The sequence below is a fragment of the Streptomyces sp. NPDC001514 genome (genome assembly GCF_053597075.1).
Genome location: NZ_JBSFHO010000027.1, coordinates 21674 through 43893, shown reverse-complemented (window position 1 = coordinate 43893; position 22220 = coordinate 21674). Strand labels below are relative to the sequence as shown.

Sequence of the window (22220 nt, the reverse complement as noted above, 5' to 3'; positions counted from 1 at the left end):
TTCAGTCTGCGCGAGAGCTCAAGGCCCTGGGGAATCAGTCCGCCAGGTTCTCCAGGGGCGACTTGCGGCCGTTCTCGCCTGGGATGAATGGGCGCATCGTGAGCTTGTCCGTCGTCCCTTCCGCGCCCGCCATCATCAGGAACTGCTCGAACGTGATCTTGATCTCAGCGGCCGGAACATTCGGGTCCTTGTAGTACACGAACCCGTTCACTGCGTCGTAGTTGGTCAGCAGCACGGCATGCGCCGTGGGCTCCAGGCCATTCTTTGCCGTCCAGTCGAGCAGCGCAGCCTTGTCCGCGTTCCCTGGGACGCGTCGGAAGTCCTGGACGAATCGCCGGTCGGCATCCGTGACGGCCGCACGGGTGAACCTCTTCCGCACCGTCATGTACTGCGGGAAGTCCGTGATCAATCCCATGGTCGATTCGGCGTCACGGACCGCCCAGGCCTTGTCCTCTTCACTGCCGTTCTCGGGGAAGGGGTCGATCACCTGCTGGCCCGCGTTGAGAATCAGGCTGACTTCGTCGCCATTGGCAGAGGTGAGTGACAGGAGCAGTGTCGATTTCTCGATCGCCTTGTCGAACAGTCGGATCAGATCTTCCTTCCGGACGCTCTCGTCCGGGGCGCAGATGGTCTTAGCGAAGGCACCTGACGGGCCCGCTGCCGGCACGCGGGTCCTGATCGTCGTCAGAAGCTGCTCGTGCGTGACCGTATCACTGTCCATTCCGTCGATGGTCCCCCGCATCGCCTGCAAGTTCTCCTGCATCATCTGGACACCTGTCGCCCGCTTCGCAGTGCCTTGAACGGCGGCCCGAGCATCTCGCTCCCTCTTACCGGGGAAGGACCGCATCGCGGCATTGAGTGCCGTGGTGTTGAGGCCGTAGGCCTTGGCCATGGCCTCCAGCACGTACAACCAGCACGAAGGACCCAGCTGCGAGATCAGCCTGGTCTCGCGAACTGTGGGAGCTCGCTGGATCACGTCGGCTCCCGCCTGTGCCAGTGGCCCAGGCGGCTCAGCACCGGCCGCCGTGGGCTGGGGGGCACCCGCGTCTATCACCCGGTGTGCATTCGCCTCGACGTCGTCCCCGGGGGGCAGGTCCGTGGCGGCGTCCTCGCCCGCGAGCGGCTCCCCCACGTCCTGCGGGCCACTGCGGGCAGCTTCCTGAATGTCCTTGACGAACAGCTGGAACAACAGCTTGGTCGCTTCGGTGTCCCCGAGGCTGAGGCTGAAGTCGCCATGCTTTTCCGGCTTCATGCCGATATACCCGGTGAGGCTTCCTTCACCGCTCGAACCCGTCTGGAAGGTGCGACCCCGCGCACCGAAGATTCTGCGCAGTGCCGCGGCTGCCCCCATTTCTCCGGACAGGGCCATGTAATCCGGACTGAACAGCAGTTCGTGCGCGCCGGGCTTGAGCGTGAATTCGAGGACGCTGGTCCCCGGACCGCCGACGCCCCTCTTACTCGCGCCCCCTGCCGCCTTCCTGTGGTCCGCGTGGTGCCGGTCGCGCTGGCTTTTGTAGTAGCGGTTCGCCTGATCCATGTCACCAAGGTGGTTCTGGACCGGCATGGCACCGACGGTGGAGCCGGGTGCGTTCTTGGCCGCATGGAAGTTGGCCATTATCTGTCCGTCGTTCTGATGCTCGCTCAGCCACGCTTCGGTGCCCGCCATCTTGCCGGCATCCCTCCATGCGAGGATCGCGTCGGCTTCCTCGACGGTCATCGTCCGGAACAGCCGCAGTTCCTTCTGGTCCGTCCGCGCTCCCTGCGCCGTCAACGCCGACAGGAGCTCGTTCGCCACGTTCGTCAGGATCACGTTGAGAGTCCGTCCACCTCCCTGCGCCGTGGTTTCGACCGCGGGGAGGGTGCCTGCCTCTCTCTCCCAGTAGCCGTCGGTCCAAAGGTCCTGGATGTTCTCCGGAGTCCGGAACCGCCGCACGGCCCCTGCCTGCACCGCCGTTGTCCGCTCGGCGCGCTGTGCCAGAACCGGCGGCCAGTCCTCGGGGCCCGCCGGCAGGTCGAAGCGGAGGGTGTGGGTCGCACCGGGGTTGTGGGTCTCCACCTCGACGGGCTGAGGGGGCGCGTGGAAAGCGAGGACGACACGGGTGTCGGTACGGGCGGCGAGCAGGGCGCCGAGACCGCGTACCACGGACATGGGCCACAGGTTGGTGCGGTGGGCGTGCCACAGTCCGTAGAGGAAGCGGCGGTCGGGGGTGAGTCCGAGGCCGCCGACGGTGGTCTGTCCCGGGGCGAGGGCCGTCTCGGCCCGCTGGCCAGGGGTCAGCAGCGGGAAGTCGGCCACGGCCGGTGTGTCAGCGGGGACTTCGGACACTTTCCGAGGCAGCGGACCAGGGTGACGGTACAGCCAAGCGATGAGGTGAGACATCAGCCTGTCACCGTCGGGACGGCTGCCGCTCCGGGCGAGGGTCTGGAGCAGGTCGTCGGCGACCGGGTGGGAGACACCGGAGCCCGGACGGTCTGCGGCCAGATCCGTGATCGCGTCGGCGAAGGCCCCCAGAAGGCCGCCCGCGTGCGGGACGAACACCCTGTCCAGTCGCTCCCCTTCCGCATCGGTCAGCGGGATGTCGCCGGTCGGTCCCGTGCCGTCGGCATCCGCCCCGCCGACTTCCCGGGCCGCCCCGGACGCCTCCGAGGCATCGGCTGCCTCGTCCTGCTGCCGGTCCCTCAGGAAGGCCTCGCCGACCGGTCCTCCCCGCCGCGACAGTACGTCGTCCCCGGCGAGCGGGTCCGTGGCTGCGTCTTCGCCCGCGAACTGCTCCCCCGCGCCCTGCGGGCCGACCGGGTGCCGCTCGCCCTCGTCCGCGTTCCCATCCGCGCCGTCGGCCCTCGCGTCGGAAGGTGCGGCGACCGGCGCCGCCTCGGGAGCCGGACCAACCGCCGCGTCGAGCCCGTCAACCAAAACCCACTCTGCATCCGGCAGCGGCTGGTCGACCGGCCCGCCCCCGGAGGAGCCGTCGCCGTTCCGCGGCCCGGACGGTCCCCGCGGCCCGGACGGCCCGGACGAGCCGTCAGGGTCCTCCGGGTCCTGGTCCTCCGGGTCCCCAGGATCCTCAGCGCCGGTTTCAAGGCCCTGCTCGTACCCCTTCCCGGGGATGTCAGAGAACTCGCCGTCGTCGTCCTCACCGGCCGAGCCCCGCGCCCCGTGGAAGTGCGGGTTGGGTATCCACTCGCCGAGCGTGTTCTCGTCCGGGACATCGGGCGGCGCCGGGACGACCGGCCAGGCGCCCCTGATGAAGGAGGGTGCCACACCCCCCGCGTGCGCGATCTCATCCTCCTCCGCGGTCTGGTACGGAATCCCGTTCGCGGCCAACGTCTCAGCCACGTCGATGCCGCCCGGAGCGTCGATCCAGTAGACATAGCCCTCGCTCACCCATCCAGCCACCCATTCCTTCGATGCGCTGGCCCCCACGAACGCGTAGTCGGCGCTCTCTCCCAACCCGAGCCGCACGTACTCCTCAAGGTCGAGATTTCCGCCACGCGGTACAAGACCTTCACGGAAGACGACTGCCGGGGGGCGTCTATCCGCCCGGTATGACTCTCGATGAGAGTAGAAGACAGGCGGCGGCACGATGTCGGCAGCGTCTGTCGGCTGCACGGCGGCCGGCAGCAGGCCCTCGGCGAACTCGGCGGTCGCCCCGTCGACAGCATCGGCGCCCTCCTCGGCCGAGCCGTCGCTCAGGTCGTCAAGAGTGTCCCAGTCGAACGTCGGATCGACCCTGACCCGAGGGCCGGACCGCTCTTCCCCGCCCGCCGTCGCGAACAACGGGCCCACGTCACCGACCCCGGACTCGACGCCGAAGAAGCCCTCGTCGTCCGACTCTTCGCCGGCGGCCTCACTGTCGGCGCCGGTGCCGGCCTCACTGTCGGTGTCGCCGTCATCCTCCAGTTCCCGGCCGCGGGACCCCACATCATCGCCGCTGAGGGACAAGGGCGCGAGCGCCATACGGAGGGCGCCGTCGGGGGCCACCATCTCGCCCGGATCGCGCGGGGTCGCGGGAGGCGGGGTGAACGGAGGCAAGGGAATCTGGAGGGGCGCCGGTGTGGCCGTCCGCCAGTGAGCGGCAAGCGGCCTTGGATCGAGGCCGGGGTCGATCACGATGTTCAGCCGCCGCTCAACCGAGTCCGGGTTCTCCTGGAGCTTGGCATCGACCGTGACGATGCGGACTGGCTTGCGCAGCATGTCCGAGAGTACGTGGTCCACCGACTTCCCGGACGGTCCTGTGCTGTCCGCGTCCGGACCGACGACCGCGAGCTCCTTGAAGGCGCCCCGGGCCAGCTCGTAGTCGTACATCATGAAATCGGCGAGGTGCGCGAACGGGACCGTGTGCGCGTGTCCGTCGAGCACCGCGGTCACATGACCGGGCTCGGGGTTCTTGCCCACCGACAGGAAATACGGCAGGTCGGCGGGGTCGTCGGGATTCCACACCGCCGTCTCTTCGCGCAGGTCGCCGGCATGCACGAAGCGGCCCCGGTCGAGCTCCTGGTCGCCGTCCGTCACGCCGCTCAGGTCGCGCCCCGTCGGCTTGGTGCCCTCCCCCACCACGTAACGGGATTCCAGCCCCCCGAGCAGCACCAGCCGGTAGCCGCCGAGGGCGGTGCGGCTGTGGACGTTGCGGCCGGCCGCTGCCGCCTTCAGCACCAGCTCCCACAGACCCCGGAGTTCGGGCTCCCCAGGCTCCTGGTCCTTCGGCAGGTGCAGGACCTCGCGAGCGATGTCCTTGCGTTCCGCCTCCGAGTAGTGACGCTGCCACGCCACCGTCCTGATCAGCGCCAGCAGCAGCCGCGTGTGTTCCACCTCGCCCACCGGCGCCTCGGGACCGAGCCGCAGCACGTCCCGCGCCATCGCGTCCATCGAAGACAGGAAGGACGCGGAACCGGGATGGGGCAGCAAGGCGAGCGCCTGGTCGAGCGAGGGCACCGCGAGCGTCGAGCCCAGCGTGGCACGACGGTCGGCCGCCACCGCGCGGTCGGCGAACTCCAGCGCCGCCCGGTAGTCGGCCTCGGTCAGCGGATCCGCCCACGCCGGATCCGGCGACGGCCGGCCCGTACGGGACCGGTCGCGCACCGCACGCGCCACCTCGTCGAACACGTCCATCGTGAACGGACCGAGCTCTTCGGCCCGCGGGTCTCGCAGCCACATCCCCTCCAGCGCGCCGATGAGGCGTGCTAGGTCCCGCTCACCGGGCCTGCTGCCCACCTCCTGACCGAACGCCCGCCGCAGCGCCTTGGTCAGCCGCAGCGCCCGCGTCCGCAGCGACTCCTGGCTCTCGCCCGCACCGCGACGCAGCCGCATGGCCCGGGCCACCGTGTCCAGCTCCGCCCCTTGCGGCTCCGGCAGGACGTACCCGATACGGCCCTGGTGCTCGGGCAACACCGACGCCGCGATCACCCGGAACGTCCGGCCGTCCTCGGTGGCGTAGCCGACGTGACGGTTGCTCGCCCATACCTTGAAGCCCGTCACGTTGGCGACGACCTGGACCTCCGCGGAATGGGCCAGCACGTCCGCCACGGGCGGCAGCGGACCGCTTTCCCACATGCTGTACAGCCAACTCGGATCCTCGCCGATCGGAATCCCCGCGTTGCACTTGGTCAGGAGCAGCGACAGATCGTACGACCGCACCCCGAGGGCGGCCAGGATGCCCTTGACCTCCAGCGCGTACGCCGACGACGTGACGGCCACCTTCTCACCGGACCAGGCCCGCAGGAGGGAGTAGCCCGGCGTGGCATGGCCGTGGAGCTCCAGGAACCGCTCACCGTCCGGGATGGGCTCGATCCGGCGAAGCTTCTGCTTCGTCTTCAAGTCCACGAGGAAGAAGGTCCGCAGACTGTCACCGACCCGCATCGCCGCCACTTCCCACGCACTGCTCGCCTCCCCTTCGGCGAGCGAGGCGACGGTGCGCACCCGCCCGGCGTCGTCGGTGAAGAGGTCGAAGCCGAACCTCGGACGATCTCCGCCGAATGGCGGCGGGGTGTCACGGGGCTCGGACAGGTGCAGCTGAGGCGGGCGCTCCCCGTCCGCGCGGACCAGGGCGGGTCGCATCCGGCCCGCCGACGACCGGTCGGGCGCCAACCGTCCGTCCGTCGCGTACACCATGCGGCGTGTGGTGAAGGCCAGCATCTCCGGGCCGACCCGCAGTCCGCTCGCCATCTGGTCGATCAGCAGCAGGATCCGGGCGTCGGGACTGATCTGTTTCCGTTCCATCGCACGGGCCATCAGCTCCCCGAAGACGTCCACGGCGGGCCAGTACGCGTGGTCCTCGGCGTCCAGCAGCTTCACGAAGAAGCCGTCGGGATCACCCTCCGCCCTGATCGCGACGGGCCTGCCCGGCCAGGGGGCCGGTCGGGTTTCGGTGATCCGCAGTCGTCCTGGCCCCGACAGTTCGGCCTCCGACACCTCCCCGAGGTCGAGATCCGAGGTCAGCGCCGGAGCGGAGACCGTACCGTTGTCCCAGGACCAGCCGTGGAACGAGCCGTCCGCTCCATGACGCTCGCTGTGCGGCCCCAGGATCTTCACGACCTCGTCCAGGTGGCCCGCGGCGAGCGTCACCAGGCTGTCCGCGTCGGCCATCTCCGGGCTCAGGACCAGCTCGAACAGCTTCCGCCAGTGGACCGCGCTCACCCTCGTCCGCGGACGCAGCGACAGCACCCGCCGCGCCAGCTTCTTCGCGTCCAGTGGCAGGTCACCCAGCAGCGCGTCCGCCGGCCACATCCGTGCCAGCCTCGCGGCGGCGTCCACCAGGTCCCCGTGGTCCCCGGTCCAGACGAAACCCTTCTCGCTCAGCTGAGCCAGCAGGTCCACCCGACGGCCCGTCTCGGAGCTCACCCGGCTGTCGCTGTCGCTGCCGGAGTCGGCGGCGGCGTCGCTGTCACCGCTCCCGTCCTCGGAGCTGAACATCAGCTGGCCCGAGGGGTGCGTCCCGCCGGAGGCCGGAACAGGAGCCGCGATGGTTCCGGAGTCCAGGCCCAGTCCCAACGCGCTGCCCGGCGCGGGGGGTCGCGCTGTCCCGGGCCGCTTCCCGGACGGGGCGCCTGCCGCGGACGGCTCCGCGGCACCGGGATTCTCCCCCTCGAAGCCAGACAAACCCTCCCCACCCGCATCCCCCTCCCCCTGCCCATCCCGCAAGCCCAAGACCGGGTCCTGGTCCTGGTCGACAGGGCCATCCCCCTCCGCGCGCAGGTTCGGAGCAGGATCAAACCGCTCCAGGGCCTCCCTCTCGAAGTCAGACAAACCCTCCCCGCCCATCACCACATCCCCATACGAAAAGCCCAAGACCGGGTCCAGGTCCGAGAACTGATCCAGGACCGGGTCGACAGAGGCACCAGCCACCTCCACACCCCCACCATCATCCGGGGCACCCTCACCACCACCCTCGGACAGGCCACCGTCCTGACCCACATTCAGGTCGTCAAACTCCGCCGCGGAAGTCCCGTCCCCCTCACCATCGCCGGAGTCGCCGGCATCCGGCGGCACAGCCTCCCCACCACCATCCCCCACGACAGCCGCACCCCCGACAACAACCTCCTCATCCACCTCCACCTCCGTCAAAACCGCACCCGCGCCCGGCCCACCCACACCAGACGATGCGCCCTCACCCCCACCGGCAGCGGCAGCGGCAGCGGCCGGGGCCGGGGCCGGGGTGCCGTCACCGGCCGGGACCAGGGACAACGAACCGGGCACATCCGAGAACGGCTTCAGATCAGCAGGGGCCGAAGCAGGCACCTGCACCGTGACCCACGGCAAAGCCCGCCCACGAAGAAGCACCCACCCCGGCCTGCCGGTCAGGTCACCGGCCACGCCGACCTGACCGGCAGGAGCGGGCTCGTCGGCCTGGTCGGCCGGGGCGGGCGGGTCGGACGGGTCGGTCGGGGTGGTCGGGTCGGGCTCGTCGGCCGGGTCGGTCGGGGCGGGCGGGTCGGCCGGGGCGGGCTCGTCGGCCGGGGCGGGCTCGTCGGCCGGGGCGGGCTCGTCGGCCGGGGCGGGCGGGTCGGTCAGGCCGACGGGCAGGCCACTGCTCCACACGACACTGTGATGCCGCGTCTGAACAGCCTCATGCACCAGCCCCGCACCAGAACCGTTATGACCCGGATGAAACACCACCGTCCGCGCCGGACCCGACAACCCCGCCAACCCTCCCGGAAGAGCCCGATTACGCGGATGCCACGATGCCAGCCACCCCACCTCCTCCCGCCGCACCCACACACCCGCCCCCCGGCGCTCCCCCACCAGCCCCGGCCACGAAACCGCTACCCACACCACCCCATCCCGCACCTCCACCCCACCCAGCGCCAGGAAGAAAGTCGAACCCTTCCCACCCCACGACGCAGGCACCGGCCCCGCCACCACACCCCCGGCGGGAACAGCAGCAGCCGAACCAGCAGCACCAGCCCTGCCCTTCCCCTTACCACCCCGGCCCCGGCCCCCAGCCGAACCAGCAGGAGCAGCCGAACCAGCCGGGCCGGCGGAGCCCTCCGGGCCGCCATCCGCGACAGTGACCAAAACCGTCTCCGGATCCACACCCTCCATCTCCACCGGAGACCAGTTCGCCCCGTTGTCCTCCCCACCCGGACCACGAAGCCTGGTCTCCTTGCCATACGCCCCCCGCCGCTCCAGATCAGTGGCCGCCAGCACATCAACATCATCCAGATCACGCCCACGCACCGCAGCCCACACGAGGACGAAGAACAGCAACCGCTGAACCTCCGGATCCCCGGCATCCGCTCCCGGCAGATGCAAGATCCGCCGCACCCTCTCCGCCCAGTCACCCGAAGCGACACCACGCTCCCACCACGTCTCCACCGCCACCAACGCCCACAACACCCGCTCAAAATCCCCACCCGTGAGCCCGGCCGGATCCCCCACACCCAACACCCGCGCCACAAACCAACCAACATCCACATGCCCATCAGCATCCAGCAACCCGACCGACCGGAGCCGCGTACCAAGCCGGAACAGAACATGCCCGATCACCGGCACCTCATCCACCAGATCGAGACGCCCCCCGCCCCCCGCACCCTCCGGCTGCCCAGCCGCCCCCCTGTCGGCCAGATCCCTCAGATACTCGCGAGTCGCCTCAGCATCGGCGATCCCCGACTGCCCAGCCAACGCCGCATATCTGCCCTCCCCCCACTCCACCCCCTCCTTCTGAAGCTGCCACGACCGCACCGCCACATCCACCAACCGCCACGACACCCCCGGCAACCACTCCGCCATAACCGGGTCAGCCGCACGCAACCCCTCCAACACCGCCATCCCCGCCAGCAGATCCCCCTCCACCGCCGCGCCCTCACCCAGCACCCACCGCAACACCACACCCGCGTCCGGCCCCACCACCGGCTCCGTGACCGGAGCATCCGACCGGCGCCCGGCCCACCCCCGCCCCTCGAACAGATCCGCCCTCAACCGATCCCGCACCAGATCCGCCGCCGGCCCGCCCCAACGACCCCAACGCAGCACAAACGCCTCCGCCGCCAACGCACCCACCGCGGCACGAATCTCCCCCCTCGCCGCCCCGGCCCACCGCTGCACGACCCCGTCCAACGGCACACCCGCCACCCGCGCCAGCTCCCCCTCCACCACCCCAAGCCCCTCCGGCCCCGCCCCCAGAGCCTCCACAGCCCCCGTCCTCAACAACTCCCAGTCCGACAGCACCCCCGGAACCAACCGATAACCCAAACCCTTCGTGACCAACCGAACCCGCGGCCCCCCCTGGATCTTGTTCAGCTCCCGGTTCAGCGAGTCGGCACGGAAAGCCAGAGTGACCTTCGCTACTCCCATGGCGGTGGCCTGGGCTTCCGTGTCGCGCACGTCGTCGGCCCGGATGTGGAAGAAGGCGAGCCACCCAGCCACGGCTTCGTGCGCGGCCTCCCCCGCTTCAAGGGTGAGCAGGTAGGGCCGGGTGCTCACGGTGTCATGCTTGTAACGGCCGTGGAGCTCGGGCGTGCCCAGCAGCCGCAGGAACGGCGCGTTCCGGCCGGAGCCCGGGCGGAGACCGATACGCCGCTGCCCCGCCAGCGCCACCGCCCCATCGGCACCGAGTTCACTGCCCAGCTCCTCCACCCGGCCGGCGATCGCGTTCACCAGACCGATCAGCCGCCCCTGCACCCCCTCCTGCCACGCGGCCGGGGACTCACCGAACGGACGCCCCCCGGCCTCCACCAGGCCAGCCAGCAACGTCTGCAGAGCCGCGAGTTCCTCCCCCTCCGCCTTCCCCCAGCTCTCCTCGACCCCCTTCAACAGATCCCCCACATCCGACCCCAACCCCCACGCCTGATACACATCATCACCACTGGTCACGATCTCTGGCGCATACACCATCTCGGCCAGCTTCTCGTTCAGCTTGTCGCACCTCCCCCTCAGCCCAGACCCGCTCAGGTCCAGGTCAGCGGCCCGAATGGCCTTGCCGGCAACACTGCCGCCGACCTTGTTGAGCCAGGCGAGCACCAGCGTCTCGACCTGGCGTGAGTTCAGGGGGATCTCGTGGCGCACGGTGCCCTCGGGGTCGTCACGCAGGAGGCCATAAAGCGTGGGCGTGCCGTTCAGCAGCTTCAGATAGGGCCGCTTCTCATCCTTGATGATCAACGCCTCGGCCCGCGCTGCCTCCGCCGCATCACCAACCCGGTCATAGAAGTTCGCCGCCAGCCTGGCAACGTCTTTACGCTTCTCGATCATCTCCTGCTGCAGCGCGACCGCCCACTTGGGCACCTTGGCACCGAACGGAAGGGCGTGCGGATCCAGCAGGCCCAGCGCCCTCTTCAGAGCCTCCCGAACCTCCGCGACCTTCCCGGCCTCTTCGGCCTTTTTGGCCTCCTCGACCCGCTTCAGGAACTCACCCCAGTCCGACCGCACACCAGACACCCCATACGCCCCACCACCATGGCCCGGCATCAGGACCTTCGGCGCCCAATCCGCACCACCAGGCAGGAGCTCCTTGATGTGACCGATCCTGGTTTGCAGCGTCTGTACGCTGATACCCGCACCCCCGGCCTGGGCTTCCGCGGTGCCGAACCTGCCGTACTGCAAGAAGGCGAGCAACTCCGCCGCCGGCCTCTTGCTCATGTGCCCGGTCCCGCTGAGGCCGGCGCCGAGTGTGGCGGGACCCCGCAACAGAACCACAGGGAACTCCGGACGCGTGCCACCGGACGACCCCGCGGCGGACGCAGGGCCGGCGACGGCATCGGTCCTGCGGCGACGCGGGGGTCGGCCGGCCGCTGTGCCAGCCTTCCGTTTCCTGGGACGTGTCTGACCGCCACCGGACTGCCCAGCGGGCGCCGGAGCAGTTTCTGAGGCGGCACCGGCCGACCCGGTGACGGGTACAGAAGAACCGTCCACCGGCCCCCCATTCCCGCCATCGGCCTCAACACCCGCGGTCCGGTCCGGTCCGGTGCGACGCAGCTCGTCCGGAAACTCTCTGTCCTGGTCCGGGTCGACAGGGCCACCCCCCTTCGCGCGCAGGTCGACAGGAGCACCAGCTCCCTCCACACCCCCACCACCATCCGGGGCACCCTCACCACCGCCCTCGGACGGGCCACCGTCCTGACCCACATTCAGGTCGTCAAACTCCGCCGCGGAAGTCCGGCCCCCACCCTCCTCATCCCCGGGGTCACCGGCATCCGGCGGCACAGGAGCCGCGATGGTTCCGGAGTCCAGACCCAGTCCCAACGCGCTGTCCGGCGCGGGGGGTCGCGCTGTCCCGGGCCGCTGCCCGGACGCGGACGGCTCCGCGACACCGCGGGACCGGTCCAAGACCGGGTCCGGGTCCGGGACCAGGGACAACGGACCGGGCACATCCGAGAACGGCTTCAGATCAGCAGGGGCCGAAGCAGGCGCCTGCACCGTGACCCACGGCAAAGCCCGCCCACGAAGAAGCATCCACCCCGGCCTGCCGGCCAGGTCACCGGCCACGCCGGCCTGCCCGGCAGGAGCGGGCGGGTCTGACGGGGCGGCCGGGGCGGGCGGGGCGGGCGGGTCGGTCAGGCCGACGGGCAGGCCACTGCTCCACACGACACTGTGATGCCGCGCCTGAACAGCCTCATGCACCAGCCCCGCACCAAAACCGTTATGACCCGGATGAAACACCACCGTCCACGCCGGACCCGACAACCCCGCCAACCCTCCCGGAAGAGCCCGATTACGCGGATGCCACGACCACAGCCACCCCACCTCCTCCCGCCGCACCCACACACCCGCCCCCCGGCCCTCCCCCACCAGCCCCGGCCACGAAACCGCTACCCACACCACCCCATCCCGCACCTCCACCCCACCCAGCGCCAGGAAGGAAACCGAACCCTTCCCACGCCACGACGCGGACACCGGCCCCGCCACCACACCCCCACCCCCGGCGGTAACAGCAGCAGCCGAACCAGCAGCACCAGCCCTGCCCTTCCCCTTACCACCCCGGCCCCGGCCCCGGCCCCCAGCCGAACCAGCCGGGCCGGCGGAGCCCTCCGGGCCGCCATCCGCGACAGTGACCAAAACCGTCTCCGGATCCACACCCTCCATCTCCACCGGAGACCAGTTCGCCCCGTTCTCCTCCCCACCCGGACCACGAAGCCCGGTCTCCTTGCCATACGCCCCCCGCCGCTCCAGATCAGTGGCGGCCAGCGCATCAACATCATCCAGATCACGCCCACTCACCGCAGCCCACACGAGGACGAAGAACAGCAACCGCTGAACCTCCGGATCCCCGGCATCCGCTCCCGGCAGATGCAAGATCCGCCGCACCCTCTCCGCCCAGTCACCCGAAGCGACACCACGCTCCCACCACGTCTCCACCGCCACCAACCCCCACAACACCCGCTCAAAATCCCCACCCGTGAGCCCGGCCGGATCCCCCACACCCAACACCCGCGCCACAAACCAACCAACATCCACATGCCCATCAGCATCCAGCAACCCGACCGACCGGAGCCGCGTACCAAGCCGGAACAGAACATGCCCGATCACCGGCACCTCATCCACCAGATCGAGACGCCCCCCGCCCCCCGCACCCTCCGGCTGCCCAGCCGCCCCCCTGTCGGCCAGATCCCTCAGATACGCGCGAGTGGCCTCAGCATCGGCGATCCCCGACTGCCCAGCCAACGCCGCATATCTGCCCTCCCCCCACTCCACCCCCTCCTTCTGAAGCTGCCACGACCGCACCGCCACATCCACCAACCGCCACGACACCCCCGGCAACCACGCCGCCATACCCGGGTCAGCCGCACGCAACCCCTCCAACACCGCCATCCCCGCCAGCAGATCCCCCTCCACCGCCGCGCCCTCACCCAGCACCCACCGCAACACCACACCCGCGTCCGGCCCCACCACCGGCTCCGTGACCGGAGCATCCGACCGGCGCCCGGCCCACCCCCGCCCCTCGAACAGATCCGCCACCAACCGATCCCGCACCAGCTCCGCCGCCGACCAGCCCCAACGACCCCAACGCAGCACAAACGCCTCCCCCGCCAACGCCCCCACCGCGGCACGAATCTCCCCCCTCGCCGCCCCGGCCCACCGCTGCACGACCCCGTCCAACGGCACACCCGCCACCCGCGCCAGCTCCCCCTCCACCACCCCAAGCCCCCCCGGCCCCGCCCCCAGAGCCTCCACAGCCCCCGCCCTCAACAACTCCCAGTCCGACACCACCCCCGGAACCAACCGATAACCCAAACCCCACCCGACCGACCGAACCCGCGGCCCCCCCTGCACCGCCCCCAGCACCTGGTTCAGCGCATCGGCATGGACATGCAGGCTGTTCTTCTCCAATCCCATGGCGGTGACCTGGGCATCCACGCCGTGCACGTCGGTCCTGACGTGGTAGAAGGCGAGCCATCCGGCCACGGACTCCTGGCTGAAGCCGGTCCCCTCATTGAGGGTGAGTGGCTGGGGCCGGGTGCCCTCGGCATCATCCTGGGAAAGGAGCTCGGGCGTGCCCAGCAGCCGCAGGAACGGCCCGTTCCGGTCGGGGACCGGGCGGAGATCGATACGCCGCTGCCGCGCCAGCTCCACCGCCCCATGGTCATCGAGTTCACTGCCCAGCTCCTCCACCCGCCTGACGATCCCGTTCACCAGACCGATCAGCCGCCCCTGCACCCCCTCCTGCCACGCGACCGGGGACTCACCGAACGGCCGCCCCCCGGCCTCCACCAGACGACCCAGCAACTCCCCCAGAACCGCCAGCTCCTCCCCTCCCACCTTCCCCCAGCTCTCCTCGACCCCCTTCAGCAGATCCCCCACATCCGACCGCAACCCCCACACCCGATACACACCATCACCACTGGTCGCGGTCTCAGGCGCATACACCACGTTGGCCAGCTTCTCGTTCAGCTTGCGGAACCTCTCCTTCAGCGTAGGCTTGCTCAGGTCCAGGTCAGCGGCCCGCATGGCCTTGCCGACAGCACCGCCGCCGACCGTGTTGAACCAGGCGAGCACCAGCGTCTGGACTTGGCGTTGGTCCAGGCGGATCTCGTGGCGCAAGGTGCCCTTGGGGTCGTGGAGCCCATGAAGCGTGGGCGTGCCGTTCAGCAGCTTCAGATACGGCCGCTTCTCATCCTTGACGATCAACGCCTTGGCCCGCGCCACCTCCGCCGCATCACCAACCCGGCCATAGAAGTCCGCCGCCAGCCTGGCAACCTCATTACGCTTCTCGATCATCTTCTGCTGCAGCGCGACCGCCCACTTGGGCACCATGGCACCAAGCGGAAGGGCGTGCGGATCCAGCAGGGCCAGCGCCCTCTCCAGAGCCTCCCGAACCCCCTGCTCATTCCCGGCCTCTTCGGCCTTTCTGGCCTCCTCGGCTCGCTGCAGGAACTCATCCCAGTCCGACCGCAGACCAGACACCCCAAACGGCGCACCACCGCCCGGCATCAGGATCGTCGGCTCCTCCGCCCCACTATCCTCAAGGATCCCATTCAGACGACCTATCCTCGTGTTCACAGCTTCCCAGCTGAGACCCGCGCCCTCGGCCTGGTCGTCCACGTTGCTGAACCTGCGGTAGTGCAACAAGGCGAGCAACTCCGCCGCCGCCCTCTCGCTCAGGTCCTTGGTCCCGTTGCGGCCGGCGCCGAGTGTGGCGGGACCCCGCAGCAGAACCACGTGGAACTCCGAACGCGTGCCACCGGACGACCCCGCGGCGGACGCAGAGCCGGCGACGGCATCGGTCTTGCGGCGACGCGGGGGTCCGCCGGCCGCTGTGCCAGCCTTCCGTTTCCTGGGACGTGCCTGACCGCCACCGGACTGCCCAGCGGGCGCCGCAGCAGTTTCTGAGGCGGCACCGGCCGACCCGGTGACGGGTACGGAAGAACCGCCGACCGGTCCGCCCCCGGCGGAGCCGTCACCGTTCCGCGGACCGGACGGACCCCGCGGACCGGACGGACCGGACGAGCCGTCCGGGTCCTCCGGGTCCTCCGGGTCCCCTGGATCCTCGGTACCGGTCTCAGGGCCGTGCTCAAACTCCGTCCCCGGGATGTCCGACTCGGACGCCAGGGTCCACTCCCCGGCCGGGAGGATCTTCCCCTCTGCAGGGGAGACACGCTCCGGTCCCCACAGCTCCGGGGAGCCCTGCGGGAGGACTTCGACCCAGCCCGGATTCTCGTTGACGGCGTAGAGCACCAGCTCGGGCAGCCCGTCCGGCTCCTTCGGCGGAACCACAAAGAGCTTGCCGTTCGGGGTGAAGACCGGCATTCCGGCCCAGCCCGCCACGCGTGCCGCGTGAGCGTAACCATCACACCAAAGCAGGACCAGCCTGCCGCCCGGCGCCAGTGCCTTGAAACTGCGACGCCGAGTGAGCATCTGCCCGACATCACTGGCAGCGTGGCGTATCAGACCGCCGAGGGGATCCGCGAGATCGACACCCTCGGCGCTTGCGTGCGAGCCGAAGAAGTGCGAGAGGCCGGCTTCACCCTTCCCCTTCCCTGACGCCTCCAACGCCCATGGCAGGTCGACCTCCGTAATGAGCAGCTCCCCTGTCACCGGATCCCGCATGCACAGCTTGAACTTCTTCACCTCGGCAAGCCGCCTGTACGCGGCCTTCCGCAGCTCCCAGTCACCCGGTTTCCCGCCCACCGGGAACGACGTTCTGATCCACACACCCGGCACCGACGCCTCGATCGTATGGATCAGCGGCCCCCGCTTCTCGACGACGGCCTCGAGGGCCGCGGTGCCCGGGGTCCGGTCCGGCTCGGTGTCCCGCGGGTCGGTGACCTCGACCAGTACCTCCACGTCGTACGGCTTCTTGTCCTCGGGCGCGGGTCGGCCGACCACGTTCACCGAGATCGAGAAGTCCGCTGCTGTTATCGGGGCAGCCGTGCCGGCGGGCTGCCGCAGGGCCAGCGTCTTCTGCAGCTCCTCGATGAGGCTCTCGCGTAGCCTCGCGGCCTGTTCCTTGCCTTCGGCGAAGGCACCGCGCCACTTCAGCCGGCCTGTGAAGGCCGACAGAGCGCTCAATGCGCCCGTCTTCGCCTGCTGTCGGCGCGACTGCTGCCGTCGGGAGCGCAACTCCTGCTGCAGGGCCGACGGCTGCTGGAAGACCGTCACGTTCAGCGTCAGCGACGGCAACGCGATTCCTTCCGCCGCGTTCCACAGCCCTGAGGTGGCCACGTACTCGGCCCCCTTCGTGATGCTGTTCCTGATATACGCCTCGCTGGCCTCCCGGGTGATGAGGAAGGAATTCACCTTGCTCGCGTGCGTCACCACGTACGTCAGAGGGTTCGCGACGACGGCGGCCTCGGAGGACAGCAGCTTGGCGTGGAAGTCGTGCGCGCTTTCGCCGGGGCGCGAGCCGTACATGGTGAAGTGCCAGCCGTCCGCACTGGGCATGCCCTCCAGCGCCGCCAGTCTCTTGAGCAGTGCGCCCCTGGCGTCCTTCGCGGCGTTCGCCGCGTAGTTGAGATCGTCCGGTGAAACCTCGCCCGCCGGCCGGGCCTCCAGCGCGTCGCGCTTGGCACTCAGATCGTGGTACTTGCGAAGTACGTCCACCACGGCCAGGAGGCGTTCCAGCAGCTGCCGGTCCCGCTCCGGCAACCGCGCCTGTTCCCCCTCCTCCAGACGGCCCCGCAGGTGCGACTCCAGCTCGTCGAGTTGCTCGGAGGTCAGCTTCAGATTCGCCGCGAAGGCCATGTCCCGGAACTGCTTGAGCGCGACCTGGCGCCGACGGTTGGTGATGGCCACCTGGTTCTGGCCGTCCTCGCTGACCAGCATCACCATGGCCACCACGTTGCCCATCCGGTCCGAGGACTCCCCCTCGCCCGGCTTGGCGTAGTTGGTCTGCCTGCCCTTGTCCAACTGCCCCACGTGCTCGATGCTCTGCACGACATACGCCTCAAGGACGTTCTTCGCCCATGCGTACTCGTTGACTCCCACCTTCTCCGCGGCCCGCGAAAGCGTCTGCGGCAACGAAGGATCGGCTTGTCCGGAGTTCAGCGCCTGTACACCGCCGTACTCCTTGCCCGGCCGAGGCACCGATCCCGCGATCTTGTTCTTCCCCAGCAGTGCTCCCCTGCCCATCTGAGCCGCGGCCCACTTCGGACCCGTTTCTCCCAGATCGGCCTGGCCCCGCGCCAGTTCCGCCAGCATCGCCGCCAGCTGGGCCGCGCCGTCGTATCCGACCGTGATCGCCTCGATCACGGCCCCGTAGGTCGTCCCGCCCGCCCGGAACACCGCGTGAGAGGCGACCTTGTCACCCGCGACCTGCCTGGCCAGGCTGTGCCCCGCCTCTTCCTTCGCCTTCCCCTTCTTGTTCAGGAACTTCGCCGTCACCTGGTACAGCTCCTTGTCGGTGCCGTCCGGCCCGGTGAACTTCACCCCCAGCGTCAGATCGAGGTCCCACTCAGCCTCGGCACCGCGCAGCCTCAACTCCTCGTTCGCACGCTCCACCACCCGCTGTGTCGCGAAGAAGGTCTGGGTCTGCTCCCCCTCCTCGGGGAACGCGATCGTCCGGTCCTGCGACACCCACAGCGGCGGACGGTCCGCCGCGAACACCTCCTCCGTCCCCAGGTACGCGGTGGGAATGCCCGGGAAGCCGGGCAGGGCGTCCTTCAGATGGACGGCCGAACCCGCTCTGCCGACGAACGTGAACAGGGCGCCCGTCCCGGCCCGGCTGCCGACCACTTCGTACTCGGTGACCAGCTCGTGCACCGCCCGACGGCCGGTGAGAGGGTCATCTCCCGCACCCGGCCCCTCAGACCCCATCTCATCCTGCGAATACACCGACGAGGACCGCCTGTCGACGCCGAGAGAGTCATCTCCCGCACCCGGCCCCTCAGACCCCGTCCCATCCTGCGAATACACCGACGAGGACCGCCTGTCGACGACCAAGTACCCGCCGTCCGCCAGCTCTCCGATGGGAGGCAGAGGCCGCGTCTGCTGTGCCCGCACGCCTCGTTCGCGGACGGCATACGCCAGGGCCGCATCCTCCTCCGACGCCGACACCCCGGCGTCGGCGTCGGCGTCCTGTGAGTACACCGACTGCGAGTACACCGACTGCCAGTTCACCGAGTCCGGGTACTCCGACGTGGCCGGTCCGCCGGCCAGATCCCCGCCGTCCACCGGATCCCACTCGGCATCCTGCACCGGCCGCGCCTCCCGCGCGCTGTGGCCCCGCGCCAGGAAGAACTGCTCTTCATCGGGCGACAAATGCACCGCCGCCACGTCCGAATCCGCCGACGTCGGCTCGGCGGGGGTGGACGGCCGCAGCGGCAGGTCCAGGTCGATCGTCTGGGGCGCGGTGTCGGGGAAGCGGGCCGGCTTCAAGGCACCGTCGGAGTGCCGCACGGACCGGAAGTCGTCCTTCAGCGGCCGGCCCGGAACCCACGGATTGAGCTTGAGCAGCTTCCGGCCGGGGTTCTCCGGATCGTCCACGACGGAGAAGGCGCCGCGTGTGACCGTCGCGGGGCGGCCGGCGTTCCGCTGGATGTCGGCCAGGTGGCCCTTCAGGCCGGTCACGCTCTCCGTGCCGTCCGTGAGGAGTTGCAGACCGGCGAAGTGCTGGTGCAGCTCCCTGAGATCGGGGTCGTGCAGCATCAGCACGGCGAACTCCTCGATGCTGATGCGGTACGTGCCGCCCGGAAGGACGATCTCGACCCAGTTCTTCCCGACCAGCTTGATCCACGGCAGATACGGCCGCGACGGCCACGGCGCCGGCTCCTTCCGCCCGAACGGGCCGACGATCACATCGGGGTCGACGACAAGGGGATCGTCGGAAAGCTCGCGGTAGTTGCGCCCGGCGGGCTCGCCCTCGGCGTCGACCATCAGCGTCCGGCGGTCGAAGGCGCCGCCGTTCTTGTCCAGGTCGTATACCGCCACATCGGTGACGTCGTCCAGGTCGCGCCCGATGGCCGCCGCCCCGATCATCAGCGTGCGCAGCCTCGCGCGGGTCGCGTCGTCGGGACGGGGCGCGGGCAGGTGCAACGCCCGGACCGCGTACGCGTCGATCTCGTCGACGCTCTTACGCGCCTGCTCCCATCGCGCGACCTTCGCCACGGCCCAGAACAGCCGCAGCATGTGCACCGGACCCACCACATCGGTGTCGTCGAGCTCAAGCGCCGCCCGTGCCGCGGCCTCCAGGGCGTCGTCATCGCGGGCTATCTCGTCCAGGATCCGCGCCGCGCCGTCCACCGCCGGCAGCTCCGGCAGGAACATGGCCAGCGTGGCTTCCGGGTTCTGGTCCAGGGCCGCCTTGGCGCCCACCAGCATCGCGCGGTAGTGCCGCTCCTGGGGCAGCTTGCCGGCCTTCAGGCGGCCGTGCGCGTGTGCGGCCTCGTCGAGCAGGTCCAGCGCGAACGGGCCGAACGGGCGAAGCCGTTCGTCGGCCACCCACATCTGGCGCAGCGCGGCGATGCCCGCCCACAGGGTCCAGAACCCGGAATCCTTCGTGTCCACATCGGGGCCGAACCGCTCGCGCAGCACCACGATCAGGCGCTTCGCGTCCTCCCGCCCGGCGTCCGTGACCTCCCCGTTCTCGGTGAGACCCGCCGTCCGTACGAGCATGTCGAGCCGCGCGCCCTTCGGGAGCGGATTCGCCTTGATCACCCTGCCCGGAGCGCTGCGCACTCCTTCGATCAGCGCAATCCTCGGCACTCCGGCCCCGATGGCCCTCGAGCGGATGGCGCGGTCGAAGCCGACCGTCTGATGGCCCACCGCGTCGGCGTGATCCTGGATGGGACGGCGGGTGCCCGCGGGGTCGCCCACGAAGGGGTTCGGACCGAAGGCGAACGGGGTTTGCCGCTTGCGGTTCTCCGCCAGCGGAAGGGCGAAGTAGCAGCGGGGCAGGATGGTGGCCTCATCCTCGGGGAGCTCGGCGAAGCTCGCCCGACGCCTGTCGATCTCACCCAGTTGTGTGCCGTCGACGGGATGCTTCTCGCCCTGCTGGTCCACCACCCAGGCGTGCCCCGGCCCGGCGTGGCCGAACAGCCATCTGCTGAGCGCGCTGACGGAGGGAATCCGCTCTGCCGTCCTGACATCGGCTTTCCCGGTCAGCGGATTCTCGCGGACGAAGGTGGTGACCTCCCGCAGCCGGCGGAGCAGGCCCATCCTCGCGGGGATGTCCTTCTCCGTGTAGTCGGCACGGCCCATGCGACGGCCGTCGGCGTCCTGGAGGGTGTACGTCTGCAGCTTCAGGCCCGGTGCCGTGCCCCGCGCGCCCTTGCCCGGCGTGGCCGGTGTGGCCGGCGATCGCCGCGGCTTCACCCGGATCCACTGCCCTTCCCAGGCGTCCTCGCCCTGGTGGACCAGGCCGATCCGCAGGGCGCCCCGTGTCTGCTCCGCCGTCCGGAGATTCCAGCGGCTCCGCTGCTTCGGAGGCAGGAAGACGATCTGGCTGTCGGTGCCCACTCCCTCGAAGAGCAGCTGGTCGGACAGATACTGAAGCATCTCGGCCTCGAATCGTCCCGCCCAGTCGCCGAGCAGTAGGAATCCCGCCTCCCTTGGTGTGCGCTCGAAGAGCGGGTCCAGCACCATCAGCTCGTGCAGCACCTCCTTGGGCGTGGGCAGCAGGGTGCCGTCGTCCACCCGCACGTTGACCGACTGCCCCGAGGGGGTGCCGACGGCGGCCATCGTGTACGGGCTCCTGTTCTTCTTCGCGGACCAGAGCGGCGTCCTTGGCGCGTGGTGGAACCAGCGCCCGTCGATCCGCTGGGCGGTGCAGACGCTGCTGAGATCCAGTCCGTGCGGCTTCGGCAAGTCCCGCCAGTCGCGGCCCACCGATGTGCCGTCCGCCAGCTTCAGCTCGGTCTCCTTCGACAGCGCTCCTCTCTTCCTCAGGTACCGGGCCGACATCTGGGCCCAGGTCCGTGCGTCGCGTACGTCCGGGTCCTCCGCGAGCTCGATCAGCGTGCGCCAGTGGTCATCGGTGACCTCCGCGTTCTCGCCCAGGCGCAGCACGTAACGTGCCAGTGCGTCGCCCGGCGCCGCTTCCCCGGGCCCGGCCTCCGCCGCGTCCAGACGCTTCAGGTACGCGAGGGCGTCCAGCCGCCGCTCCCGGTCCTGTGCCGTCGCCGTCTCCCCTCGGAACGCTCGCTCCAGCAGCGCGATGTGCGCGGGGTCCACCGCCGGCTCCGGCTCACCGGCGGGCGCCTCGTCCTCGTCGGGCAGCGCGGACACCTGCGACCACGTGTCCCACTCCGTGTCCTCGTCGGACAGCTCCGACACCGTGTCGAGCAGGTCCTCGGAGTCCGAAACCAGACCCGTCGTGCCGTCGTCCGCCGTCGCGGCTCCGGTCTCCGGCTTGTCCTCGGCGAGGGCAGCCACGGCGCTCGGGTCCTCGATGTCGATCCCCAGCGCCGCCGCCCTGACCAGCAGCCACTGCAGACGCATCCGCGTGTCCAGGTCCCGACGGGGCTCGGGCAGGCGCAGCGCCAGCACCGCGAACGCCTCGATCTGATCGGTGCTGCGGCCCTTCCCCCATTGCGCCGCCTTCACGAGCGCCCAGAACATCCCCAGCAGGTCCGCCAAGGTCACCGCTTCGGCGCGGGTCAGGCCCAGGGTCTCCCGCGCGGCCTCCGTCAAGGCACCGGCGCCCCGTCTGCGAACCAACGCGTCCAGCTTCCTCACCGCCGCGTCGACCGCCGGAGTGAACGTGGCCGACGTGGCAGCCGGTTCGTCCTCCATCCTGTCCCGGGCCGCGTTGAGCACCGCCTCGTGGTGGTGCGGCTCCAGCCGCAGCGCCGCCATCAGGCGCGCCGCCAGCTCGCCCGCCTCGCCTGTGACCGTCTCCCCGGCCCCTCCCGCCTGC

The 22220-nt window shown here is 70.1% G+C and carries 1 pseudogene; it reads right to left on the bottom strand.

What is annotated here, in order from left to right:
* Positions 1-34: 34 nt before the first annotated feature.
* Positions 35-21379 (bottom strand): annotated as a pseudogene (locus tag ACWCXB_RS25415) (lonely Cys domain-containing protein); the annotation flags it as partial.
* Positions 21380-22220 lie beyond the last annotated feature (841 nt).